Here is a 23,448-nt window from a genome sequence, read left to right on the forward strand (position 1 = left end):
GGCGTCAGCAAACCGTTGAGATGCTTGGCGAGCGTGGTCTTGCCCGAGCCATTGCGACCTAGCAGCGCAAGAAACATGCCGCTAGGGATGCTCAGGCTAACATCGCTGAGTGCCGGGGAATCGTCATAGCTGTAGGACAGATGTGAGATGGCGATGCCCGAGGAAAGCTGCCGGTCTGGTGAGTTTCGGCGTGGCGAATGCTGCTGCCTTGGCTGATTCGCCTGGTTTGTCAGATCGCGTCGCTCCGGCTGCATTGCCTGAACCGATTGTATCGATGCGAACGACATGGGCGGCATAGATGGCGACGTTAACGGTGATTGTGCAGACGACATGGTGGATGCGTGTGATTCAACCTGCTGACCGCCTAATGCAGCTAATCTGACATTGCTCAGTGCTCGCAGGGCTTCGTCTGTCGTTGCAAAATGATACGCATGGCCGCCGTTAGCATCATCGACGTTGCCCGAACTGTCTACGCCCTCCGTGCAGTGTTCGGTCTCATTGAGCTTCCAAGCCATTTCGCATGCTTCGGGAAGTTCGATGCCGTTGCTGATAAACAGCTCCGGGTCGTCGGCAAACAGCGCGGGGTCGCCCTGTCTGATGATGCGACCCTCATCCATAACAATGACACGGTCGGCACATTGTGTAATCCAGTCCGTCTCCTGCTCCGCCATCACGATGGTGATTGGGCGCTGGTTCCGTATCGTTTCGAGTGCAGCGAACACCTCCGATTTGCCCGCCGAGTCAAGGGCCGCAGTGGGCTCGTCGAGTATCAGCACGTCCGGTTCACTCACCAGCGCAGCCGCAATCGCCACGCGCTGCATCTGGCCGCCCGATAGCGCAGTGGGCTTGCGCTTGCGGAACTCGTTCATGGATACAAGATTCAGCGCCTCGGTGATGCGGCGATCCATCTGATCGTAAGGCACGCCCATGTTCTCCAACGGGAATGCGATCTCGTCCTCGACGGTGATGCTGAACAGTTGCGCGCGCGGCTCCTGTTGCACATAGCCGACGTGCCGGGCGATATCAGCGACCGCGGCTTGGCTCGTGTCGTCGCCGTTGACGAGCACTCGGCCATGCATAAAACCGTCGACTGAACTGGGAATAAGCCCAGTCAGGGCAAGGCACAGCGTGCTTTTCCCAGCTCCTGTCGCGCCGGTGACGGCAAGGAATTCACCTTGGCGCACGCTCAATGAGACATGATTCAGCGCTTGCACGGGCTGACCGTCTGCCGTGAGCGGCATGTAGTGCCAGTTCAGGTCATGTGCCTCGATGATGTCCGTCATATGGTCGTTTCTTTGGTCTGTTGGGCGCGTTGTCGGCTGCATAGTGTTGGCCGCCGTTGTGCGCATAGTGTTGTGCGGTGTGGCATAACCTGCCTGTCATGCCACACCGCACTGGATAATTAACGTCTACCAATCACGTCGTCTTAGCTTACTGCTTGCTGTCTTCGGGCAACGATACTTCGTATCCGAGATTGCCGATGCGCACCAGCGGCGGATATGCCTTGCGGATGGCGGTGAACAGTGCGAGGCCAATCACGAGGCCGAACACGGCTTGGACGCAGTTGCCCGGGACTTCGGTGAGTGCCGGGCCCCAGCCGGAGAGGAAGGTGCCGGCAACGAGATAGCCGAGTACCTTCCAGACGGCTGATACCGCGGAGCCGGTGATAAGATACGACGGCTTGAACTTCTTCACGATAAGGCCCATGATTACCGCTTGGCCGCCGTCGATCACGAAGGTGAATGCGGCCCACTGCGGGTAGCCGGAGATCAGGTCGGACAGAGCCGGGCCAAGCCCGCCGATTACGCCGCCGATCCACGGGCCGAATGCCAGCGAAGAGAAGTAGATCATGGCGTCCGAGAGATTGAAGTAACCGCGTGTAGGGGCCGAGGGGATACGAACCGCGAAAGTAAGCACGGTGGTGATAGCCGTCATGATCGCGACCAGCGGAATGGTGCTCGCGGTGAGAACGCGTTTTCTTGCCATTATTATCGACCTTTCGAAGATCCTTCAAAGCAACTTGCTCCACCGTAGCGGATTAGTGTTGCACGAGCCTCACGACAACAATTCTCGGGGTGATGGCGGAGAAAACGGCAGAGCAAGATAGCGGGATACATGCTGAAGCAGCAATGGCTCAACGGCATTCGACCGTTGAGCCATTGGGCCGTTGAGCTATTTGGAGTATTTGGAGTATTGCCGAGGGCTAGGCGAAGAGCAGCTTGAACAGCCAGGCTCCGACGGTTGCGCCCACGATGGGGGCCACGACCGGGATCCAGGCTTCGCCCCAGCGCGAGGTGCCCTTGTGCTCGATAGGCAGAATGGCATGCAGAATGCGCGGCATCAAGTCTCGTGCGGGGTTCAGGCCTGGGCCTGTCGGGCCGCCCATCGAGGTCACCAGACCCCAGACGATGAAACCGACGACGATGGCTGCGGCGCCAAGGTTCTTTGCGCCCCACGGATTCGACAGCGCACACAGGGCGCCGAGCACCAGAATGAAGGTGCCGAAGAACTCGTTGATGAAGTAGTTGAAGCGGTTGTCCTCCGCGTCGGTGGTGCAGAAGGTGGCGAGAATCGCTTCGGGCTCGGTGGTCGAGGCGTAATGCGGCAGATACGTCACGTAGACGATGAGCTGGCCGGCCAGTGCGCCGAGCAGCTGCGCCACGATGTACGGGAGCACCTCGCTCCACGGGAACATGCCGTTGACGGCCTGCGCGATGGTCATGGCGGGATTGACATGCGCCCCCGAAATGCCGCCGAACATGAGCACGGGGAACATCACGCCGAAGCCGTAGCCCATCGCGATATTGACCCAGCCAGCGTGGTGGCCCTTGGTCTTGCTCAGCTCCACGTTCGCGACGGAGCCGTTGCCGAAGACCATCAGGAGCGCAGTCCCGACGAATTCCGCGGCCAGTTTGGTGAATAGCGTGTATTCCATAGTGTCCTCTGTCATCCTCTTCTCAGGGTTTCGCGCATGATATCGCGCTTGCACGGGCAGTCGAGGCCGGTTGCAGCGCGCAAGGCACAGTAGTCGACCTCGACTGTCGTAGGGTGGCGCACGTCGCCGTGTGACGAACGAAAACCGTAAGAAATCTTACGCTTAGGACTGAATTTTGTGGTGTCGGCGAGGTGCGGAGCTGCCGCGTGGATGAAGTTGCTGGTATTGGATTGGTATCACGCGCTATTTTGTAAGGCCTAATGTCAGATTATGGCATCTCCTAACGCATGATTATGGTAATTCTTAATGTCAAATTATGGTTTTGTGTGACGACTAAATCGGGGAAACCCAGGTCGGTTTCATGTCTGGTTGCCATAGACTTGTGTTATTGGTGGGGTTCGCCACGTCGAGCGCCCAGACCTGCGTCTTGGCGCTCGGCAACGCCAATTCGGTTACTGTCGTCCTAGTGGCTGGCGTTCTTGCCGCTGGAGCATAGTAGCTTTCGATAGTCTGATTCCTCAGACCTTTTCGCGTTCCAATGGGACAATTGGTCTGAACCCCGACTAAGAATCACCATGCCAGGCAGCGTTACTGGATGTTTGCTGTGGTCTTGCTGGTTTTTGGCTTCGCCGTGTATTTCAGTGCTGTTGTACGCGCTCGCTGTGCTGACCGACCCGGTAATCCTGACTCACGTATTGAGTACTATCTTCGTCGGATTCTGTACAGCGGTCGTCGCGATTCTTGGCAGAGCAGCGCGGCCCGGATTGCGGCGCGATCTTAAAAATAAATGAACCCCCTACAGAAGGGTTCACTCACTGTTGCGATATGAAAATACAGTTGTCTATTATGGCAATAACGTCACAAGCTGGTGAATCCGCGAATGGCACACTCGCCATATGACGAGTGGTGGCCTATATAAAAGGAGCAGCGTATGTCCAAGGCGCTTATTGTTGTTGATGTGCAGCCGACGTTCTGCGAAGGGGGAGAACTGGGCGTGCAGGGCGGCAATGCCGTGGCCGAGCGCATCGCGGCGTTCGTGAGCGAGCATCGCGGCGACTATGACTATATGGCCACTACGCAGGATTGGCATATCGAGCCGGGTGTGCACTTTTCGGAGCATCCCGATTTCGTGGACTCATGGCCGCCGCACGGCCGGGCGTCCACGACGAACGCCCAGCTGCACCCTGCCATCGCTGCGCTGGACATCGCCCATCATTTCAAGAAGGGGCAATACAGCGCCGCGTACTCGGGCTTCGAAGGCATCGAAGACAACACTGATGCCATCCCGTCACGCGATGAGGTTAAGGCGCAGGAACAGGCGGGGCACACCCTTGCCAATGCCTTGAAGGCCGCGGGCATTGACCATGTCGACGTGGTGGGCATAGCCGAATCCCATTGCGTCAAGGCGACAGCTCTCGACGCAAAACAGCTCGGCTACGAGGTGACAGTGTTTTCGGACCTCACCGTTCCGGTCAGCCCTGAATCCGGGGAAGCTGCGCGCGCTCAAATGCGCAAGGCGGGTGTTGAGCTGCGATAATTGCCGGCAAATACCGTATGAATTTTAAGGTTGAAGGTCGCTGACGTATCGCTACGTCAGCGACCTTCGCTATCCCATAAGGGGACGGATTAGAAAACGCCCCACTGGATTTCGGACCGTTCCCAGAAGTCTTAGCTTGGCGGCTTTGATGCGGGAACGTTCGCAGTGCCTTGTCCAGTACCTCTAGCATAGCCTGTAGTCTGGAACGCATCGATGGAGCCTTGTCGCAGAGGCCGAATCGATCGTCCGGCATTAGCCGGATGTCGCTGCCGCGTCTAAGCGGCGCGGCTATCCCTATAAAGGAGGGCATATTATGCCCGATTTAGAAGAAGGGCCGCACTCCGGCCTGTCACGGTGGTTGGTGGCGTTCATCGTTGCCGTCATCTGCACGAAGATCGACCCTAATGCGGTCGCTCTAGGCATCGCGCTCGTCGCGACGTGGAAAATGCCGAAGTAAGGCAAGCCCGCTCACGGGAAACTGTGGGCGGGTCTTCACTGGCCACACCGCAATCACTTGCCGAGCAGCGGCAGGTACTTGCCGTAGCCTTCTGTCTCCATCTGCTCGCGCGGGACGAAGCGCAGCGAGGCCGAGTTCATGCAGTAGCGCAGGCCGCCGCGATCCTGTGGCCCGTCGTCGAAGACGTGGCCGAGATGAATCTGCGAGTCAGCGGTGCGCACTTCGACGCGGGGGCGGCCGGGAAGCGTTGTGTCACGGTGATTGGTGAGCGCGGAGTCATCGATGGGCTTCGAGAATGCCGGCCAGCCGCAGCCAGAATCGTATTTGTCGGTCGAAAGGAACAACGGCTTGCCGCTGACGATGTCGACGTAGATGCCTGGCTCGAAGGTCTGGTCGTAGGCATTGTCGAAGGGCCGCTCGGTGGCCGCCTCCTGCGTCACCGCGTATTCTTCCGGGCTCAGCTTCCACACGCACTCGATATAGCGCTGCCGACGACCGACGTTGAAGATCTTGTCGAGGGGAATATGGCAGTAGCCGCCCGGGTTCTTGTCGAGATAATCCTGGTGGTAGTCCTCCGCGTTGTAGAAATTGCGCAGTTCCTCGACTGCGACCGCAGGCGTGCGCGGGTTCCGTGCGGCCAGTTGCTGCAGCACCGTATCATATACGGCCTGCTGGGCTGGCGAGGTGAAGAACATGCCGGAGCGGTATTGACGCCCCGTGTCGTTGCCCTGCTGATTCACGGAATACGGATCGATCACATCGAGCAGTAGCAGCGCGAGCGTGCGCAGCGTCACTCGTGCCGGGTCGAAGGTTACGCGCACGCTTTCCGCCGCGTCGGTCTCGCCTGAACAGACTTGCTCGTAGGAGGGGCTGGGAACCTTGGACTGCGCATAGCCGACCTGGGTCGCGCTCACCCCGTCGACGCCTTGGAAATAGCGTTCGATTCCCCAGAAGCAGCCGCCCGCGAAATAGGCATCCTGAGTCTGCGGCTCATGCTGCGGATCGCTGTGTGAACTTGCCTGGCCTGTAGCGTCGGGCCGCTCGGTAGTCGTGCTGCTGGTTTCCCTGCTATCGGTTGTCATACCGACAGTATCGCACCTCGGGCGTCGTTTCGCGCGCTGTCGTTCGCTATGAGAAGAGGTGGATGCAGAAAGACTTCGCTGCCTTCCTCCACAACGCCTTCGCCCGGTAGCCATAGGGCAGAAACAGCGCAAAGGTACAGGGGAGTGGTGATAATGGAAAGGTTGAGGCGGTGACTAGCCGCTGCAGGAGGTGTGAATGAGATTCACGACGATAAGCAGCATCGAGACCGATCACCGGTCCGATGCCAAACTCTACGTGATGTTTCATGGGTACGGCAACGACGAAACCGAGATGATTCGCATGCTTGGTGCCATCGACCCGGATGCCGACTACATGTCGGTACGCGGGCCGATTCGTCGCGAAAACCAAGGCGGCAATGCCTGGTACGACAGCGGATCCGACGATAATGCCGCCATTCGCGACCGGTGCTCGGCGGTCGGCGACGACATTGTCGACATGCTCGATGCGACCGCGATGCACGACAGGCCCGTCGTCTCCATCGGATTCTCGCAGGGCGGGTATCTGGCGTATCGGCTGCTGGCCGAGCACCCGGACGTTTTCGATGCGGCTGTGCTGCTTTCGCCTTCCTTCCATGACGGTGCGGATGATGACGGCGACGGGGATGAGGAGATCGAGGAGTCCTTGGTCGTCGAGCAGATCACGGATCAGCCCTCGCGTGTCTTCCTGGGCTATGGTGCGCTCGACACGAGGGTTCCGGCCGAGCAGCAGGAGGCGATTGGTCGTTCGCTGGCGCGCTTCGCCGATGTGGATGCGCATGTCTACCCCGATATGGGTCATGACGTGTGCGAGCAGGAGTTTGCGGATGTCAGGCACTTCCTGGCGCTGTAGCGAGGTCGAAGTCGGAATGCCACGAGACCAGATGCATACCTTATATATTAAGTATCGTGTGCGCCGCACGCATGCGGCAGATGAGGAGATAACGGGTTTTTGGATTGGCACGCCTCGGTATACGGATCGCGCACCGGCCATGAGGGCGGGTACGGCGCATACGACGATGACGAATTCGGTTTCGATGAGGGCGAAGACGGCATTGCCTACGGCGCGCAGGAGATCATATCCGATCGCAAGCTGAAGCAGCTGGGCGGATCGGCGTACTACCGCGCCTACGAGGTCATATCCAGCGGCCGCATGCACGATATGAGCGTCGCCGACGACGAGGAGACGCCGAACGGGCTGCTGCTCTCGGCCTACGTGGACAGCGCCGACGGCTATGGCGACGATTACGAGGTCCTTGCAGTCGTTGACGAGCAGGCCAACGACATCACTGAATCGCATTGCACCTGTCCGGCTTTCGGACGATATGGGGCAATCTGCAAGCATGTGATCGCGCTGATCATGGCGTACAACGAGAACCCGCAGAATTTCGAGCTGCAAGGCGGGCCGCTGCGGCGCTCGCCGACGCAGGACACTACGCGCCTGCTGAAAGCCTTCATGGGCACGCAGGATCGCGAGATGCAGGAGCAGGCTAAGAACCGTCATCTTGCGCTCCTGAAAACAGTGAACGGCGAGGCGGCGTCAGCCAAGAAAGGGTCGTCGGCGGCCTCGTCGGCGGCGATACAGCATATGCCCATCGGCAGCGTCACGCTGCTGCCAACCATAGGCCGGTCGATGGGCGCGTGGTATCTGCGGTTGCGGATTGCCGCGCCAAACCGCGCCGCGTCATACGTTGTCAAGGACATCGGTTCGCTGCTGCGGTCGGTGCGCCGCAACGAGCCGGTGGCCTACGGCAAGAAGCTCGCCTTCGTGCACACCGTGGATTCCTTTGACGAGCGCTCGCGCCGGATGCTTTCGGTGCTCGGCCGTGCTGTCGATATCCGCCGCAGCGTCGGGGGAGTGGTGCGCCGCAGCATGCCTTCCGAAACCGGCGGCGGGGATATGACGCTGTCCGATGACGAGATTGCGGATATTCTCGATCTCTACGTCGCCGATGCCGCAGACGCAATAGGCACAGCAGATTCGGATAAGATTCTCCAGACTCATCAGGTTCATCATGATGCAACGGTCTTTTCGCGGCGCACGTCACAGACTGGTCGTGCTGCCGGGCGGAACAGTGGCCGAAATGGTGATGGTGACCCCGAAGGCTGCGCAGTCGGGTACGTTCCGCGCGGCGTGTGGTTCACCCACGCCACATTCGCGCAGGTCAAGGATGGCGACCCCGATCTGGGGCTGCGCATCGTGCGCGCTGGCGAGTCCTCCCAGGCTCAGGGTTTCATCATCCGCCACGCGCGTTCCATCGAAGACGTGGTGTCGGGAGGGCGGTCGCGCTATGTGATGGTGCGCGAAGGCGGCGCTGATGCCGGTGCTGACGCAGACTTCGGCAGCACATTCTCCCACGCTCGTGCTCATGCCCAGTCTGATGCGCATGTGACCATCTACCGCTGCTCGGAGGCGTTCTACCGCAATCGCAAACTTGCGCAGACCTTGTGCGGCAATGGCGAGGAGGGTGAGCTCTTCCTCGCGCAGGACGATGTGGAGGCGTTCTCGCGCACGGTGCTGCCGTTCCTCGATGTGGTTGAGGATAATGCGGTTGGGGACGATGCTGGCGAAAGCGATGCTGGCGAAGGTAGCGGCGAAGGCAGCGGCGAAATTGGTGGTGCGAAAGACGATAGTGCAGCAGATACCGCTGTGCGGGATAGCGCTGCACCTTCTTTAACTTCGAACAAGGGCCTGCATGTGCGCCTTCCCGCCGAGCTGCTGCAGCGCAAGCCCGAGCCGTGCCTGATCGAGATATATCTCGACCGCGATCGCTCTGTGGGCGGGGTCACCTGCGATGTGCAGGCGCGGTACGGCGAGCGGCGCTTCCATGTGTTCGACGGCATTCCTACGGATGGGGTCACCGATGGCGTGGCGCGTGACCGGCAGAGCGAGCGGCTCGCCGTCGAGGCGGTGCGCCACTATTTCCCCATGCCGCAGGGCAATATTGCGTTCCTGCCAGAGCATAATGACGAGGCGATCTACAAGCTCATCAGCGAGGGGCTGCCAGTGCTGCGCTCGCTCGGCACCGTGTTCTCGACGCCGTCCTTCGACGGGCTGACGTCAACTCCGCGGCCGAATATCAAGGTCGGGCTGTCGCTGAGCTCCGGATTGGTCGAAATCTCGCCGATCGCCGACGAAATCGACCCCGATGATGTGCCAGCGCTGCTCAATAGTTACCGCAAGCGCCGCCGCTTCCATCGCCTGCGCAACGGAGCTTTCGTTGATATGCGCGATGTGAATGCCAGCGCTGTCGATGAGCTTGCGTCTGATTTGGGGCTTTCCGCCTCGGCCTTTGACAAGGGTTCGGTGACGGTACCCGCCTTCGAGGCCTACTATCTTGACCATCAGGTGGATGACGCCGACAAGTCCGAGGGATTCAAGGATTACCTCGACGATCTGCGGGTGATCGATCCGAAGACCTATCAGGTGCCGAGTTCGCTGCGCGACGTGCTCAGGCCGTATCAGGCCGAGGGCTTCCGCTGGCTGAGCGCGGTGTGCGACAAGGGCTTCGGCGGCATTCTGGCCGATGAAATGGGCCTGGGCAAAACCGTGCAGCTGCTCTCGCTTTTGGTTGCGCGGCGCGAGGAGAGCCGCAAGGTGGGGCCGAGCCTCATCGTGTGCCCGGCGTCGCTGGTCTACAATTGGGCTGCGGAATGCGAGCGATTCGCGCCGGAACTGAATGTGCTGACGGTCGCAGGCAACAAGGCCTCACGGCGCGCCATGCTTGATGAAGCCAAGGCGCAATATGCGCGGGTCGGGCAATCTGGGCGGGCTAACGCCGCTGCGGGAGCGAATGGGGCGATGAGCATTACGGGTGACCATGTTGCCAGTGTTGCCGATACTACCGGTATAGCTGATGCTGGCACCGTCGCTGCGAGCGCCGGCTGGCAGGGCGCGAAAACCGCTCCGCAGTCCGAAAGCAGCGGCCTCATTCCCGATGTGCTTGTCACCTCATACGATCTGCTGCGCCGGGATATCGCGGATTACCAGGGACTCGAATGCTTCTGCATGGTGCTGGACGAGGCGCAGTACATCAAGAATCATGCGACCAAGGCTTCGAAGGCCGTGCGCTCCGTGAACGCCCGCCATCGGTTCGCGCTCACCGGTACGCCCATCGAGAATCGGCTCTCGGAGCTGTGGAGCATCTTTGATTTTCTCATGCCGGGCATGCTCGGGTCATACGCGCACTTCCGTGAGCGCTTCGAAATGCCCATCCTGAGCGACGATGAGGATGCGCAAGGCAAGCTGCAGGCCTTCGTCGGGCCGTTCATTCTGCGCCGGCTCAAGGCGGACGTGCTCAAAGATCTGCCCGACAAGATCGAGAATGTCATCGCGGTGCCGCTGGAAGGCGAGCAGCGGCGGCTGTATGCGGCCCTTGAGCAGCGCCTGCGTGCGACGCTTCTGAAACAGCGCGATATTGAATTTGCCACCGGCAAGATTCAGATTCTCGCGCAGCTCACACGGCTGCGGCAGGCTTGCTGCGACCCGAGACTGCTGTATTCCAATGTGGGCGAAAACGTGGTCGAAGCGAATGCAAAGGCCTGGGGCATGCCGGCCCGCACGCTTGAGGAGTCGCAGGAGGCGACCGCAAAACGCGAGTTGGCGGCTTCGGCGAGTTCAACAGCATCGGGTAGGAAGGTCCGCAAAGTGCCTTCGGCCAAACTCGATGCCATCGAAGAGCTGGTGTCAAGTTGCCAGGATGCGGGGCGCAAGATGCTCATCTTCTCGCAGTTCACGAGCTACCTGGACCTGATTGCCGAGCGCCTGCGCGCGGGCGGCGTGGATTACGACGTCATCACCGGGGCGACGCCGAAGAAGCGCCGCGTTGAACTGGTCGACCAGTTTAACCGCGACGACACGCCAGTGTTCCTCATCTCGCTCAAGGCGGGCAACACGGGCCTCAACCTGACTGGGGCCTGCGTCGTGGTGCACGCCGACCCGTGGTGGAACGCCGCCGCGCAGGATCAGGCCACCGACCGCGCCCACCGCATCGGTCAGACGCAGGATGTCAACGTCTACCAGATTGTTGCCAAGGACACCATTGAGGAGCGCATCCTCGCCCTGCAGCAGTCCAAAAGCGATCTGGCCTCGCGCTTCGTCGACTCGGCTTCGTCGTCCGGTGCCGCAGTCTCCCGGCTCACCAAGGACGATCTACTGGCATTGCTGGGCTAGCTGGCAGTTGAACCATCGCAAGGCAGGGCGAAAAAACTTGCGCATCACTCCATCCGCACGTCATTCCATGCCCGCGGGCACCTTCGTGGAACCGGGTTTGCGACTGCGCTGCTGCTCAAGGAAGTGCTCGCGATTGTCGCCTGTGGCTGCCGTGGCAACGGTTTGTGCCAGAGCGACGGCACCATCGAGGCAGGTCTGGTCTGCGGCGGGAGTCATGGCATCCTTCGCGAACTGATAGGTGTGCTGCGAGGCGCTTGAGCCGAGGATGGCGATGGCCGGGTGAATGGCGGGAACCACCTGCGAAACGTTGCCCATGTCGGTCGACCCGCCTCCGGCCTCAATCGTGCCGTCGACCACTCTGCCCGTGCCCCTGAGCCCGGCGTCCCAGGCTTGAGAGAGCGCAGGATCCTGGTGCAGCGCCTCGTATCGCGGCTCGGCGCGCTGCTTGGTCCAGGTGCAGCCGGTGGCCACTGCTCCCGCCTCGAAGCAGCGCATCACCATGTCGACGCACCGTTCCAGCTCTTCGTTGGCGGTTGAGCGCACTTCGATGCGCACCACGGTGGTGTCCGGGATGATGTTCGTCGCGCTGCCGCCGTGGGAGATGTAGGGGTTGATATGCACGTCGTCGGCCATTTGCTGGCGCAGCAGGCCGATGGCGGTCAGCGCTATGGTGGCCGCGCTCATGGTGTTGACACCCTTGGCTGGATAGGCGTCGGCATGCGCGGCGAGACCTTTGTAGGTGATGTCGAAGCGGTCTACGGAGCGCGAGCTGGTGTTTTCGCAGGCGATGTCGTACGTGCCGGGAGCGCCGTGGGCCATCAGCGAGATGGTCGCATCCTCCCACGCGCCGCGTTCGATCAGGATGGCCTTGCCGCCGCCATGTTCTTCGGCCGGGGTGCCCTGGACGGTGACGGTGAGGCCCAGTTCGTCAGCCAAGGGCTGCAATGTGAGTGCTGCGCCGAGCGACATGGTGGCGATGACGTTGTGCCCGCAGGCGTGGCCCACGTCGGGCAGCGCGTCGTACTCGGCGCAGATAACCGCGTTGAACGGGCCGGAGCCGTAGGTTGCCGTGAACGCGGTGGGCATGTCGTAGGTGCCACGCTCGACTGCGAATCCGTGCTGTTCGAGGAAATCCTCGACGAGTGCGGACGTTTTGTATTCCTCGAAGGAAAGCTCCGGCATCTCATGAATCGTATGGCTGAGCTCTAGGAGCTCCGCCCTGTTGGCTTCGACGGTCTGTTTGATCGCCGCTGCTACTTCCTGCGTTTCCATGCTCATGTGTTCCTTACCTGTTGGTTGTTGTGAATCATCTGAATCATCTGAATCGTCGATCGGCATCCCGAATTAGCAGTATCTCTCGCGAGACAAGAAGACGCCGGTCGCCTCGAATATAGTAGCGAGGCAGCCGGCGTCTTTGGCTTGTTGTCAGCTCCACAGGCCCAGGGCCAGCTCGGCCACGCACACCGACAGCAGATACGACGCGGCGACCGACACGAGGCCGACGGGGATGATCTTCCAGCCGAGTCCCTTGAGCAGCGACAGCTTGGTGCCGACGGTCAGACCGGCGATGGACAAGACGACCGTGCAGATGGACAGGAAGTCGACCGGGGTGGTCATCGCCGTCACCCATTTCGCAATCGGGCTGATCGGGGAGCTGATGATGACGCCGAGCGTGACGATCATGACCATCGCGGGGACCTTGTTCCGTGTGAGCTTCGCCAGCGCCATGCCGGCTGCGGCGAGTCCGGCGACCAGCAAGTAGCCGATTACGAGCTGGTAGGTGAAGGACTTGGTCGCGATGGCGGTGATCGGGATGCCGATGACGACGAGAATGACGAAAATAACCCAGGTCGGCATGGTCACCAGGCTCTCCGGCTTCTTCTCCACTTCGCCAGACGGCGCAGCGGAGATTTCCGCGGTGATGGGGCGGACGTTGTCATGGGCGAGCTTGTTGTAGAGCTTTTCCGCAAGCGGCAGCGCGACATATACGCCGACGTACACGCCGATGAGGCCGGTGATGACGTTCGAGGTTGCAGCCATCGCCAGCACCTCGTTTGCCATACTGGGATGTTCTGCCGTGATGGCGCCGGTGGCCGCCGCCATCATCGAGCCGGAGCCGACTCCTGCGCCCATGGCGAGCGCGAGCGGGTTGAAGATGTGCAGCTGGCTGGTGACGGATGCAATCAGCCCGACGAGGATGGTGCCGAACAGCGTGCCGAAGATGTACATGGTGAGTACGCCACGGTATTGGGGCGAGCCGGAGCCGTATCGTTCGCTGACCATGGCGAACGACCCTTCACGGTCGATGGAGAACGTCGCGCCGATGGTGGACGGTCCCATATGCAGCAGCACCGCAAGAGGCAGCGCGAGCAGAATCGTGGCGAACATGTGCCCCAGCTCCTGCAGCAGCAGCGCCGGCCCGGCGTGCACCAGCAGCATGATGCTCGGGCCCATGGTGAAGGCGAGGCGCGCGGTGAGCAGCAGCACGGCCACGTCCATGATCTTCTGCGCAATGGCGACATCGCGCTCGCTGAACGGCCTGAATTTCTGCGCGGACACCACCGTACCGATAACTAGACCCCAGAGCATGGGAAGCAGCGTGACCTTAATGGATTTTCCGAGCGGGATGATCAGCGGGCCGGCGATCTGCGACACTGCGGCTATCAGCAGCACGATGACGCTGACGATAAGAACGGCTTTTTTGGGGAATTCAGGCTTATGATGAGGTGCATCTGAAGCGTTGGGCGCGGCCGACTCGGTTTGCGCTGCGGACATGGCGTCCTCCTTAGGTTGAAGTCTCGCGGGGAGATGATTCACGGGTATTCGGGCTGGGTTGGTAACGTTCTGCGTTGCTGAACGATATTGCTGAAACATAGGCGGTCAAATGTTAACTGATGTAACGAATACATTGCCGTGAAGTAATCTAGGCATATACTCCCTGTCTATGCAGGATACATCACAGATTGCCGTATCAGATGACGAATATCGTCTGATCAATGCGTTGCAGATATCGCCCCGGGCCCCATGGTCGGTGCTGGCTTCAGTGCTGGGGCAGGACCCTGTCACCCTCGCCCGGCATTGGGCGCGCTTGGAACGCTGCGGCATCGCCTGGATAGGGGCGTATCTTTCCGGCAACGCCGCCAAGGCCAGCGCCCTGTTCGAGCTGTCCTGCCCGCCATCCCAGGTGCTCGCGGTCGCCCGCAGTCTCGCCTACGACAAGGAGGTGCTCACCATCGACCTGACCACCGGCGCGCGCGACCTGCTGCTGACGGTGCTGTGCGAGGACTTCCAGGAGCTGCAGCACTATGCGGTTGAACGCATGCGGCTGCTTCCCCAGGTCGTGAGCATGCGCACGCAGATCGTCACTTCGAACCGGCTCACTTTCGACGCGCGCACATGGCGGCTCAATGTCCTGACGCCAGCCGAGGTCCGCCAGCTGGCGCAATACCAGAAAAGCCAGAACGAGCGCGGTCTCGCCGTGCAGCGCAAACCCGACCGGCGCGAACGCGATCTGATTGCCTCCGCGCTCAGGCACGACCCGCGCATGAGCATGGAATCGCTGGCGCGCTATACCGGCATTCCGTCGCAGCGGGCGCGCGACTGCCTCAGCTCGTCGCTTGCCGAAGGCGATATCGTGCTGCGTGCTGAAATCGCCAGGATTCTGTCGCAAACGCCGGTGTATGCGTGGCTGTTCATCAAGGTCGCTGCCGGTCAGGTTCCCAAGACGCTCAAAAGCCTTGCCGCCATGCCCGAGACGAGGCTGGCGACCGCCGTCATGGGCAGCTGCGACATCGCCCTGGCCGCATGGCTGAAAAGCCTGGAGGATCTTGAACGCCTGAAAACCGCGCTGGCGCAGCAGCTGGGCTTAAGCGTCATCGACACGTCCATCGTCATGCGCACCCCAGTTCATTTGCACGAATGGCTAAACGAAGCCGGGCTGCGCATACGCGCCGGCGACGCGCAGCCCGGCTGACCATGATGGCAAGCTGGATAGGTTATACCCGTTGCTTATGCTGAGTGGCTGCGTCTGACGGATGAGTTTGCCGACTGGATGTAATGAAATTCAGTTGAATTCAAGCGTCTTCCTCTCGCGCGCGCATTGGGCGAGATGCAGGTTGATGAGACTTTGATAAGGAATACCCGTCTGCGTTGCCTGCGTCTTGAAATACTCTATGGTGTCGAGGTCCAGACGCATGGTGACTGCCTTTCGAGGCTTTTTCGCATAAGGATTGGGCTGTGACTGTTGAAAATCGTATTCATCGCGCATCGTAGTGACTCCCGGATATGTACGTTTGGTGAGTGGAACATTCGATTATCGTATTCAAATATATTGAATTATTGCATATATCGTACATATATTTTTATCTGTCCCGCAGGCGCTGAACAATATGGGTATGAGCAACGTTCTTGTTATTACCAGCAATCCTGAGCCTGCCTCGCTTACCGACGCGGTAGGTGAGGCCTTCGCAGCGGGCGCGCGTGGGAGCGGAGCACAGGCGGAGGTGCTCGATCTGTACGAGGTCGGCTTCAATCCGGTCTATAGCGCCGAGGACCGTGCACACTATCTTGGCCGCGCGCCGATGCCCGACGATGTGGTGCCAATACAGAGCAAACTGGCGGATGCGGATGTCATCGCGCTCGTCTTTCCGGTGTATTGGTACACCATGCCGGCGATGGTCAAAGGCTTCTTCGACCGGGTCATCTGCCGTGGGTTCGCCTACGACGCAGCCACCGGCAAGCCGCTTGCGCTCGCGGGCAAGACGGTGCGCGTGATTGCGCTCACCGGCGGCGCACGGCAGTGGTACGAGTCGGACGGCATCGATGCCGCGCTGCGCAACCAGATATGCGCACAGACCTTCACGAAGTACTGCGGCGTGGACGATGTGGACCTCGTCTACGTCGACAATCTGAGCATGGGAGATGACGACCCCGCCAAGCGCGCTGCCGCTGCCTTGCAGCTCGAACGCATCACGGCGCTTGGCGCATCGCTGGTCTGAAGGTCGGCTGGGCAGACGGCAGGCCAGCGGGTATGCCGTCACGTCCCAGTTGCGCGGCACAATAGGTCGTATGACTCAAGCTGAAACCGCAACCCAAGCACGACCCGCCGCCGAAGGCAAGCCCGAACTCCCTGAAAATGTCCGCGTCCGATTCTGCCCGTCGCCCACCGGCACCCCGCACGTCGGCATGGTGCGCACCGCGCTGTTCAACTGGGCGCAGGCGCGCCACAGCCACGGCACCTTCGTATTCCGCATCGAAGACACCGACGCCGTGCGCGATAGCGAGGAAAGCTACAACCAGATTCTCGACGCGCTCAAATGGCTCGGCATCGACTGGGACGAGGGCGTTGAAGTGGGCGGCCCCGACGGCCCGTATCGCCAGTCCGAGCGCAGCGCGATCTACAGCGATGTCGCGCAGAAGCTCCTGGACGCCGGATACGCCTACGAATCGTATTCGACCTCCGAGGAGATCGAGGCGCGCAATCTCGCCGCCGGCCGTCCGAAGGCCTTTGGCTACGACGGCTATGACCGCGATTTGACCGAGGAGCAGAAGGCCGCCTTCCGCGCCGAGGGCCGCAAGCCCGCGCTGCGCATCCGCATGCCCGATGACGATGTCGCCTTTGATGATCTGATCCGCGGGCGCATCGAGTTCAAAGCCGGTTCAGTGCCGGACTACGTGATCGTACGGCCGAACGGCGACCCGCTCTACACCCTGACCAACCCGGTCGATGACGCGATGATGCGCGTCAATGTCGTGCTGCGCGGCGAGGACCTGCTCAGCTCCACGCCACGGCAGATTGTGCTCTACCGTTATCTCATCGCGCTTGGCGTGGCGAGCGAAATGCCGCTGTTCGGCCATATGCCGTATGTGATGGGCGAAGGCAAGAAGAAGCTTTCGAAGCGCGACCCGGAGTCGAACCTCTTCCTGCATCGCGAGAACGGCTTCATCCCCGAAGGACTGCTTAATTACTTGGCGCTGCTCGGCTGGTCGATCGGCCCCGACCGCGACGTGTTCTCCATGGATGAGCTGATCGAGCATTTCGACGTGCGCGACGTGAAGGCCAACCCGGCCCACTTCGACATCGACAAGGCCATCGCCATCAATGCCGAACATATCCGCATGCTGGAACCGCAGGACTTCCTGAATCGCTCCGTGCCCTACCTGCATCGCGATGGCGTGGTTTCGGCATCCTCTTGGAATGAGCTCACCGACCGCGAACGGGAGATTCTTTCCGCTTCGGCCGAACTGGTCCAGCCGCGCGTGCGGCTGCTCGGCGAGGTGTCGGGCATGGTCGGCAGCCTGCTGAGCGACGCGGAATACCTCGAACCCGAGGCTGACGCGCGCAAGCAGCTCAAGGACTCGGCGGCCGATGTGCTCGGCAAGGCCATCGCTGCGCTGGAGCCAATCGAAGAATCCTCCTGGACGACCGATAACTTGCACGAGACGCTGACCCAGGCACTGGTGGAAGATGGCGGCTACAAGCCCCGGCTTGCCTTCGGCCCGGTGCGCGTGGCGATGTCCGGCCGCCGCGTATCCCCGCCGCTGTTCGAGTCCATGGAGATTGTCGGCAGGGCGATCAGTGTGGCGCGGCTCAAGGGGTTGCTTGGGCAGCTGTGATACAGAAACCGTGATGTATACGGCTGTGGTGTTTTCCTAAAAGCTGCCGCAGCAGCCGGAAGGAATTGGCGACTCTGTCTTGTTTCTGACAATAAGCCTCCAATAATGGCAGAAACGAGACAGACTACGGTGAACTCTGTCTTGTACCTGACATTTGACGCTGGAAACTGTTGCAAACAAGACAGAGTTCGGGTGGCACCGGATATGCTTTACGGCTCGACGTTTTCTCGTGTCCCGAGTCCGGAGGACTGGTGTGGTAGCTAGCTAGCCATAGCTCAGCCAAGGCTTGACGATGCCTTCGTCATCGTCCTTCGCAGCCTTAGCGGCTGCTCACTTCACCTACAGGCAACGCACTGCGTTGCCTGCTTAACGGTTCAGCCCACAGCCTTAGTGGCTGCTCGGTCGAGCCTACAGACTGACGATGCCGCTGGCATCGTCCTTCGGCTCCTTAGCGGAGCCTCACTTCGCCTACGGGCAATCCACTGGATTGCCCGCTTAACGGCTCAGCACTGCGCTGTCTGCCTACGGTTCGACGTTTTCTCGTGTCCCGAGTCCGGAGGACTGGTGTGGTAGCCGTCTAGCCATAGCTTCGCCTTTGGCTCAGCTCCTCGCAGCCTTAGTGGCTGCTCGGTCGAGCCTACGAACAACGCACTGCGTTGTTCGTTTAACGGCTCGACACGCCGTCTTGCGCTTGGCGATGGATGCCGGTATATTTACATGCTGTTGCTTGAAAGGGCGATAGATAATTTAAGCCTCCATCGTCTAGCGGTCTAGGACTACGCCCTCTCACGGCGCCAACACCGGTTCAAATCCGGTTGGAGGTACGAAGACGCTGTAGCTGCTCGCAGCTGCGACGCCTGCCAATTGGGGTATGGTGTAATTGGCAACACGGCAGTTTCTGGTACTGTTGTTCTTGGTTCGAGTCCAGGTACCCCAGCAAATACGAAAGCCCTACAGCCACAACGGCTGCGGGGCTTTCCCACATTCTCTCTGAATCCCAGAGGTACCCCAAACAGCAGCGACGCCCGAGCGCTCCGCGCGAAAGCAGCACGACACCGCGACTCATTTAAGGCACGCCGTGAAAAGCGCACACAATCGGTGTTATTATATGGAAGCACAGATATCCGCAATTGATGCGGGTGTTTCGGGCGACATATCGAACCGGTTGATTTTAGTTCGTCAACCGTGAGACGATATGAAACACGATGTGCGAACACAGTGATGTGAGCGCACAGCAAACATAGAAAGAAGGGCGATGATGCCACGTATCTTCTACCGGCCGCAGCGGCCGGATCGCGCCATGGCCTCGCAGGATGCCGGGCACGAGACCTTGTTCTCTCGCGCATGGTTCGCTTTGCGAGGGCAAATTCAGCGGGGAGGGGGGGCTGACAGGTCTTCCCGCCGTCCCAACGCAGGCAGGGGCAAGCGCGTCATAGCGGCCCTCGCGGCTGTTGCCATGATCGGCGCAGGACTGGCCGGGTGCTCGTCCGGCGGCCGCACGAAACTCGTATTCGCCTTCAACAAGCGCGAAGCGGTGCCGTTCATGCAGCAGGTCGTCGACGATTACAACAAATCGCAGGACAAGGTCAACGTGGTGATGGACACCTCAGGCCTCAACTCCACTGCTGCGGGCTTTGTGCGGGGCACGCCTGCCGACCTGCTGCTGGCCAACTTCAACAATCAGGCCGCTCGTTACGTCAACCAGTGCGCAGTGACGGATCTGTCCGACACCGATGCCGCCAAACGCGTCCGTCCCGACGTCAAGGCTCTTGTGGACGGCGTGGGCAAGTGCCAAGGGCGCACCAGCGCAGTGCCGTATTCGATCATGGCCGCCGGCGTGATCTACAACAAGGACATCTTCGCCAAATACAACTTGCAGGTGCCCAAGACCTACGATCAGCTGCTGAGCGTAAGCAAGACGCTTAAGAGCAACGGCGTCACCCCGTTCTTCGGCACATTCTATGACGGGTGGACCGTCTCTCAGGGATGGTTCGACTATGCTGCTGGCGGGTCGCTGGATCTGAAATCGTTCTTCCAGTCTATCGAGAAGGACGGCGCCAACGTCGGTCCCAATTCCTCGGTGTCCTACGAAAAGGACTTCCTCGAGCCGATGAACAAGATGATGACGCTGGCCAAGGATTACACCAATACAGACGCCAACTCCAAGATTTACGGCGATGGCAACACGGCGATGGCCAACGGCAAGGCAGCGATGTACCTGCAGGGCCCGTGGGCTTTCAGCGAAATCTCGAAGACCAATCCCAAGGCGAATCTGGGCACCTTCCCGCTGCCGATGACAGACAATCCCAAGGATTTGAAGACGGCGGTCAACGTCGATCTGGGCGCGATGATCCCGGAGCAGTCGAAGCATCAGGCTGAGGCTCGGGACTTCATGAACTATCTCTTCCAGCCGAAGATCATCAACGCCTACAACGCCTCGCAGCTCGGTTTCGGCCCGCTGAAGGATTCCGCCCCGGAGACGGATCCGCGCGTCGCCGGTCTGCGTTCCTACTACGAGAAGGGAAAGATCTACGCCGGCCCGTCATACGTGATTCCGCAGGCGATTCCGATTCCCCAGCTCGCGCAAAGCATCGTCCTGGGAGCCGATCCCAAGGACGTCCTATCCACCATCGATGCGGACTGGGCGCGTTTCGCCCGCCGCCAGTAACCGTGGAACCGAAGGAGTTACATCATGGCTATCAGTTCACTTCCCAGCGTCCCTGACGTTCCCGAAAAGGCAAGTCGCAAGCATCGCAAGGTGGAGCCGGTCTTCTGGTGGATGACCGTCCCGACGCTGGTCGTCTTCACCCTGGCGATACCGATTCCTGCGGCGATAGGAATCTTCTACAGCTTCACGAACTATATCGGCGTGGGCAAATGGCATTTCCTCGGGCTGGCGAACTACATCGCGATGTTCACCGACCCGCAGATTAGGCAGAGCTACATCTTCACCATCGGCTTCTCGCTGGTCACCGTGCTCGCAGTGAACGTCATCTCGTTCCTGTTAGCAGTGGGACTCACCGCGCGAATCCGGGCCAAGGTGGCGCTGCGCACGGTCTTCGTCATCCCGATGGTGATTTCCGGCATCGTGATCGCGTACGTGTTCCAGTTCCTGTTCTCCAACTCGCTGCCCGCGCTCGGGCAGGCGCTGGGCATCGGCTGGCTCAAGGAGAGCATGGTCACCAACCCGCATCTGGCATGGGTGGCGGTCGTGTTCGTCACGGCCTGGCAGTCAATCCCCGGAACCCTGCTGATCTACATCGCCGGTCTCATGTCCGTGCCCGAGGATGTGTACGAAGCCGCTGACATCGACGGCGCGAGCAAGTTCCAGCAGATGACCAGGATCACGATTCCGCTGGTGTTCAGCTATGTGGTGATCAACACGATCCTCGGCTTCAAGGGCTACCTCAACGCCTACGACATCATTGTCGGCTTGACGAACGGCGGCCCGGGCACCTCGACGATGAGCGTGGCGATGAACATCGTCAACGGCCTGACGAACGGCGATTACGCCTACCAGATGGCCAATGCGACGATCTTCTTCATCTTCACCCTGATCGTCTCGCTGCTGCAGCTTTCTCTTATGCGTGGAAGGAACAAGTGATGAGTGCACAATCCATAACCCCGGCCGCTTCAAACGCGAAACCGAAGAAGATCAGGGCGCGCATGGAGCGCGTCAACTGGCCTGCGACCATCATTCTGGCCGTGTGCTCGCTGACGGTGCTCATTCCGCTCTACGTCACCGTTTCGATGGCGTTCAAAACCACCAAGCAGGCGGTTGACGGCAACGCCTTCAGCCTGCCGAATCCGGTGAGCGTCGACGGGTTCAAGCAGGCCTGGACGATGACCAAGACCCCGGTCGGTGCGGGCATTTCGGTGCTGATCACCGCCGGCGTGGTGTTCCTGGTGATCTTCCTGGCCGCGTTCCTCTCCTACTCGATCGTGCGCAACTGGGATCACCGCTTCTTCCGCTATTCCTTCTTCTACGTGCTCGCCGCGATGTTCATCCCCTTCCCGGTGGTGGCGCTGCCGCAGATCAGCCTGACGGGCCGCTTGCACCTGGACAACCCCTTCGGTGTCATCATTCTGGCATCGATGTTCCAGCTGGCGTTCAGCGTCCTGCTGTTCACCACCTTCCTGCGTTCGATTCCGAACGAACTTGAGGAAAGCGCGCAGATCGACGGCGCATCGACGTGGCAGACCTTCCGCAAGATCGTCTTCCCGCTGCTGGCCCCGATGAGCGCCACGGTCGGCATCTTCGCGTTCCTGTATGCGTGGAACGACTTCATGATGCCCTCGCTGATCATCTCCGACGCGACGCTTCAGTCGCTGCCGGTGCGCCAGAACATCTTCCAGTCGCAGTTCAGCAACAACTACAACGTGTCCTTCGCCTCGTACCTCATGGCGATGGCCCCGGCCATCATCGCCTACATCTTCACCCAGCGCTGGGTGATGAGCGGCGTAACCCAAGGTGCAGTGAAAGGCTGAGGCGTTAAAGAGACAGCGCAGTGCCGAGCCGTTAGGCGGAGAGCCCAGTGGGCTCTCCGCAGGCGAGGTGAGCAGCCGCCAAGGCTGCGAAGGACGATGCCGCCAGGCGGCGTCACTCTCTAGCCTCAGTGAGCGCCCGCTAAGGGCGCGAAGCGAACGACTGGAAAAGTTGGTGTGCAGTCCGTATGTGGTGTCGTTGCTACTTACGCAAGCAACGACACCACACTCGCTCATACCCCATACATCACAGCCCCCGCACTATTTCGACACCGGTGCGGGGGTTGCGGCGTCTCCTGCCAGTTATACGTCACAATTCCCGCACTAACTCGAACCTTATGCGGGCCTTGTAGCATCTGACCGCGGTTATACGTCACGACCCCCGCATGATGGTCGAATTCGTGCGGAGGTTGTGACGTTTACTTACCAGTTTCCCGCGACTCACCCGTTCTGCGGGCACAGAAAGCAGCCTTGCACATGATCATTGACCATGCCGACTGACTGCATGAAGGCATACATAATGGTCGGACCGACGAACTTGAATCCCCGGGTTTTCATCGCCTTGCTCATAGTGGTGGATGTCGGGTTGCTCGGCGGTATCGCGCTCGCATCCGCAGGTCGATTGACCCGCACCTTGCCATCGACGAAAGACCATAGGTAGCTATCGAACGATTCTCCGACTGTTTTCATAGTGTTGACCAATTGCGCGTTGTGGATGATTGCCTCGATCTTGCGCCGGTTGCGGATAATGCCGGGGTCGGCCATCAGCACAGGCACTTCGTCATCCATCGCGGCCACGCGCTCTGGCTCGAACTCATGGAACACGGTCCGCAGCCGTTCCCGCTTGTTCAGTATCGTGCTCCACGACAGCCCAGCCTGCAGCCCTTCCAGACACAGCCGCTCGAAAAGATCACGGGAATCGTGACACGGCTTGCCCCATTCCTCGTCATGGTAGGCAGGCATCGCATCGCCCGCGCTGTATGCCCACGTACAGCGTGCGGGTGTCTTTGATGGCGGAGCATCGGGTTCATCGTCGTGCGTGGCGGCCGATAAGCGTTCAGACATAGTAGTTTTTCTTTCGTGCTGCATGCCAATCACTGTCCCATAGCGTCACGTCATCTGGATGATGTGACGCTATGGGACAGAGCAGCGCACGCCTGGCTCGTG

The 23,448-nt window shown here is 60.3% G+C and carries 18 protein-coding genes and 2 tRNA genes; 12 read left to right on the forward strand and 8 right to left on the reverse strand.

Translation table 11 applies throughout. The features are described 5' to 3' along the window. The 3 genes from LKK40_RS06445 to LKK40_RS06455 form a co-directional block, all read right to left on the reverse strand. On the reverse strand, positions 1 to 1,283 hold a 1,283-nt coding region (locus LKK40_RS06445; RefSeq protein WP_304309941.1), incomplete at its 3' end, for an ATP-binding cassette domain-containing protein. A gap of 148 nt (positions 1,284 to 1,431) precedes the next feature. Next, positions 1,432 to 1,986, reverse strand: a complete 555-nt coding sequence (locus LKK40_RS06450; protein ID WP_304309942.1) for an ECF transporter S component — start codon at positions 1,984 to 1,986, stop codon at positions 1,432 to 1,434. Between the two features lie 217 nt (positions 1,987 to 2,203). Then, positions 2,204 to 2,935 carry an MIP/aquaporin family protein gene (locus LKK40_RS06455; protein ID WP_273194130.1) on the reverse strand — a complete coding sequence of 244 codons (732 nt, stop codon included), beginning with the start codon at positions 2,933 to 2,935 and terminating at the stop codon, positions 2,204 to 2,206. 931 nt (positions 2,936 to 3,866) lie between these two features. On the opposite strand from LKK40_RS06455, the gene LKK40_RS06460 reads away from it, so the two are divergent. Together LKK40_RS06460 and LKK40_RS06465 are read left to right on the forward strand one after the other, a co-directional pair. After that, on the forward strand, positions 3,867 to 4,472 hold the full coding sequence (locus LKK40_RS06460) for an isochorismatase family protein (protein WP_304309943.1): 606 nt from the start codon (positions 3,867 to 3,869) through the stop codon (positions 4,470 to 4,472). A 313-nt stretch (positions 4,473 to 4,785) separates the two neighbouring features. Further along, positions 4,786 to 4,929 (forward strand): hypothetical protein, encoded by a 144-nt coding sequence (locus tag LKK40_RS06465; RefSeq protein ID WP_273193918.1) that lies wholly within the window; start codon positions 4,786 to 4,788, stop codon positions 4,927 to 4,929. Between the two features lie 53 nt (positions 4,930 to 4,982). On the opposite strand, the gene msrA is transcribed toward LKK40_RS06465, so the two are convergent. Continuing rightward, the gene (msrA, locus tag LKK40_RS06470) at positions 4,983 to 6,011 is read right to left on the reverse strand and encodes a peptide-methionine (S)-S-oxide reductase MsrA (RefSeq protein ID WP_304309944.1); all 1,029 of its coding nucleotides are present in this window, start codon (positions 6,009 to 6,011) and stop codon (positions 4,983 to 4,985) included. A 196-nt stretch (positions 6,012 to 6,207) separates the two neighbouring features. Between msrA and LKK40_RS06475 the strand changes: the two genes are divergently transcribed. Both LKK40_RS06475 and LKK40_RS06480 read left to right on the forward strand, forming a co-directional pair. After that, positions 6,208 to 6,861: an alpha/beta hydrolase gene (locus tag LKK40_RS06475; RefSeq protein ID WP_304309945.1), complete on the forward strand. Its 654-nt coding sequence runs from the start codon at positions 6,208 to 6,210 to the stop codon at positions 6,859 to 6,861. A 99-nt stretch (positions 6,862 to 6,960) separates the two neighbouring features. After that, on the forward strand, positions 6,961 to 11,181 hold the full coding sequence (locus tag LKK40_RS06480; protein WP_304309946.1) for an SNF2-related protein: 4,221 nt from the start codon (positions 6,961 to 6,963) through the stop codon (positions 11,179 to 11,181). Between the two features lie 60 nt (positions 11,182 to 11,241). On the opposite strand, the gene LKK40_RS06485 is transcribed toward LKK40_RS06480, so the two are convergent. Both LKK40_RS06485 and LKK40_RS06490 read right to left on the reverse strand, forming a co-directional pair. Next, positions 11,242 to 12,459: an amidohydrolase gene (locus LKK40_RS06485; RefSeq protein WP_304309947.1), complete on the reverse strand. Its 1,218-nt coding sequence runs from the start codon at positions 12,457 to 12,459 to the stop codon at positions 11,242 to 11,244. A gap of 147 nt (positions 12,460 to 12,606) precedes the next feature. Beyond that, positions 12,607 to 13,956: a DUF3100 domain-containing protein gene (locus tag LKK40_RS06490; protein WP_304309948.1), complete on the reverse strand. Its 1,350-nt coding sequence runs from the start codon at positions 13,954 to 13,956 to the stop codon at positions 12,607 to 12,609. A gap of 169 nt (positions 13,957 to 14,125) precedes the next feature. Here LKK40_RS06490 and LKK40_RS06495 point away from each other — a divergent pair, with 169 nt between their 5' ends. Then, positions 14,126 to 15,154: an Lrp/AsnC family transcriptional regulator gene (locus LKK40_RS06495; RefSeq protein ID WP_273193935.1), complete on the forward strand. Its 1,029-nt coding sequence runs from the start codon at positions 14,126 to 14,128 to the stop codon at positions 15,152 to 15,154. 90 nt (positions 15,155 to 15,244) lie between these two features. Here LKK40_RS06495 and LKK40_RS06500 read toward each other — a convergent pair whose 3' ends face one another. Then, positions 15,245 to 15,448 carry a BrnA antitoxin family protein gene (locus tag LKK40_RS06500; protein WP_304309949.1) on the reverse strand — a complete coding sequence of 68 codons (204 nt, stop codon included), beginning with the start codon at positions 15,446 to 15,448 and terminating at the stop codon, positions 15,245 to 15,247. A gap of 127 nt (positions 15,449 to 15,575) precedes the next feature. Between LKK40_RS06500 and LKK40_RS06505 the strand changes: the two genes are divergently transcribed. The 7 genes from LKK40_RS06505 (at position 15,576) to LKK40_RS06535 (ending at position 22,284) form a co-directional block, all read left to right on the forward strand. Further along, positions 15,576 to 16,178 (forward strand): NAD(P)H-dependent oxidoreductase, encoded by a 603-nt coding sequence (locus LKK40_RS06505; protein ID WP_304309950.1) that lies wholly within the window; start codon positions 15,576 to 15,578, stop codon positions 16,176 to 16,178. Between the two features lie 70 nt (positions 16,179 to 16,248). Then, positions 16,249 to 17,796 carry a glutamate--tRNA ligase gene (gltX, locus tag LKK40_RS06510; RefSeq protein WP_304309951.1) on the forward strand — a complete coding sequence of 516 codons (1,548 nt, stop codon included), beginning with the start codon at positions 16,249 to 16,251 and terminating at the stop codon, positions 17,794 to 17,796. A 751-nt stretch (positions 17,797 to 18,547) separates the two neighbouring features. Continuing rightward, positions 18,548 to 18,620: transfer RNA gene (locus tag LKK40_RS06515), tRNA-Glu, on the forward strand. 41 nt (positions 18,621 to 18,661) lie between these two features. After that, positions 18,662 to 18,733 (forward strand) — tRNA-Gln (locus LKK40_RS06520). 318 nt (positions 18,734 to 19,051) lie between these two features. Further along, positions 19,052 to 20,464, forward strand: coding sequence for an ABC transporter substrate-binding protein (locus LKK40_RS06525; RefSeq protein WP_304309952.1), 1,413 nt, complete (start codon positions 19,052 to 19,054; stop codon positions 20,462 to 20,464). A gap of 24 nt (positions 20,465 to 20,488) precedes the next feature. Continuing rightward, complete coding sequence (locus LKK40_RS06530; protein WP_273193947.1) at positions 20,489 to 21,400, forward strand: carbohydrate ABC transporter permease; 912 nt, start codon at positions 20,489 to 20,491, stop codon at positions 21,398 to 21,400. Beyond that, a complete protein-coding gene (locus tag LKK40_RS06535; RefSeq protein WP_152581233.1) occupies positions 21,400 to 22,284 on the forward strand; it encodes a carbohydrate ABC transporter permease in 885 nt (294 codons plus the stop codon). Before LKK40_RS06530 ends, LKK40_RS06535 begins: the two co-directional genes overlap by 1 nt. Before the next feature lie 438 nt (positions 22,285 to 22,722). On the opposite strand, the gene LKK40_RS06540 is transcribed toward LKK40_RS06535, so the two are convergent. Further along, a complete protein-coding gene (locus LKK40_RS06540) occupies positions 22,723 to 23,346 on the reverse strand; it encodes a DNA-3-methyladenine glycosylase I (RefSeq protein ID WP_304309953.1) in 624 nt (207 codons plus the stop codon). Positions 23,347 to 23,448 lie beyond the last annotated feature (102 nt).

Origin of the sequence: Bifidobacterium tibiigranuli, from assembly GCF_022655035.1 — a bacterium.
Taxonomy (GTDB): Bacteria; Actinomycetota; Actinomycetes; order Actinomycetales; family Bifidobacteriaceae; genus Bifidobacterium; species Bifidobacterium tibiigranuli_A.

Bases quoted from the DNA above. Each gene is read 5' to 3' on its own strand.
- LKK40_RS06490 (WP_304309948.1), bottom strand. From the start codon at position 13,956: ATGTCCGCAGCGCAAACCGAGTCGGCCGCGCCCAACGCTTCAGATGCA.
- LKK40_RS06455 (WP_273194130.1), bottom strand. From the start codon at position 2,935: ATGGAATACACGCTATTCACCAAACTGGCCGCGGAATTCGTCGGGACT.
- LKK40_RS06460 (WP_304309943.1), top strand. From the start codon at position 3,867: ATGTCCAAGGCGCTTATTGTTGTTGATGTGCAGCCGACGTTCTGCGAA.
- LKK40_RS06540 (WP_304309953.1), bottom strand. From the start codon at position 23,346: ATGTCTGAACGCTTATCGGCCGCCACGCACGACGATGAACCCGATGCT.
- LKK40_RS06525 (WP_304309952.1), top strand. From the start codon at position 19,052: ATGATGCCACGTATCTTCTACCGGCCGCAGCGGCCGGATCGCGCCATG.
- LKK40_RS06450 (WP_304309942.1), bottom strand. From the start codon at position 1,986: ATGGCAAGAAAACGCGTTCTCACCGCGAGCACCATTCCGCTGGTCGCG.
- LKK40_RS06465 (WP_273193918.1), top strand. From the start codon at position 4,786: ATGCCCGATTTAGAAGAAGGGCCGCACTCCGGCCTGTCACGGTGGTTG.
- LKK40_RS06530 (WP_273193947.1), top strand. From the start codon at position 20,489: ATGGCTATCAGTTCACTTCCCAGCGTCCCTGACGTTCCCGAAAAGGCA.
- msrA (WP_304309944.1), bottom strand. From the start codon at position 6,011: ATGACAACCGATAGCAGGGAAACCAGCAGCACGACTACCGAGCGGCCC.
- LKK40_RS06535 (WP_152581233.1), top strand. From the start codon at position 21,400: ATGAGTGCACAATCCATAACCCCGGCCGCTTCAAACGCGAAACCGAAG.
- LKK40_RS06505 (WP_304309950.1), top strand. From the start codon at position 15,576: ATGAGCAACGTTCTTGTTATTACCAGCAATCCTGAGCCTGCCTCGCTT.
- LKK40_RS06485 (WP_304309947.1), bottom strand. From the start codon at position 12,459: ATGAGCATGGAAACGCAGGAAGTAGCAGCGGCGATCAAACAGACCGTC.
- gltX (WP_304309951.1), top strand. From the start codon at position 16,249: ATGACTCAAGCTGAAACCGCAACCCAAGCACGACCCGCCGCCGAAGGC.
- LKK40_RS06495 (WP_273193935.1), top strand. From the start codon at position 14,126: ATGCAGGATACATCACAGATTGCCGTATCAGATGACGAATATCGTCTG.
- LKK40_RS06500 (WP_304309949.1), bottom strand. From the start codon at position 15,448: ATGCGCGATGAATACGATTTTCAACAGTCACAGCCCAATCCTTATGCG.
- LKK40_RS06475 (WP_304309945.1), top strand. From the start codon at position 6,208: ATGAGATTCACGACGATAAGCAGCATCGAGACCGATCACCGGTCCGAT.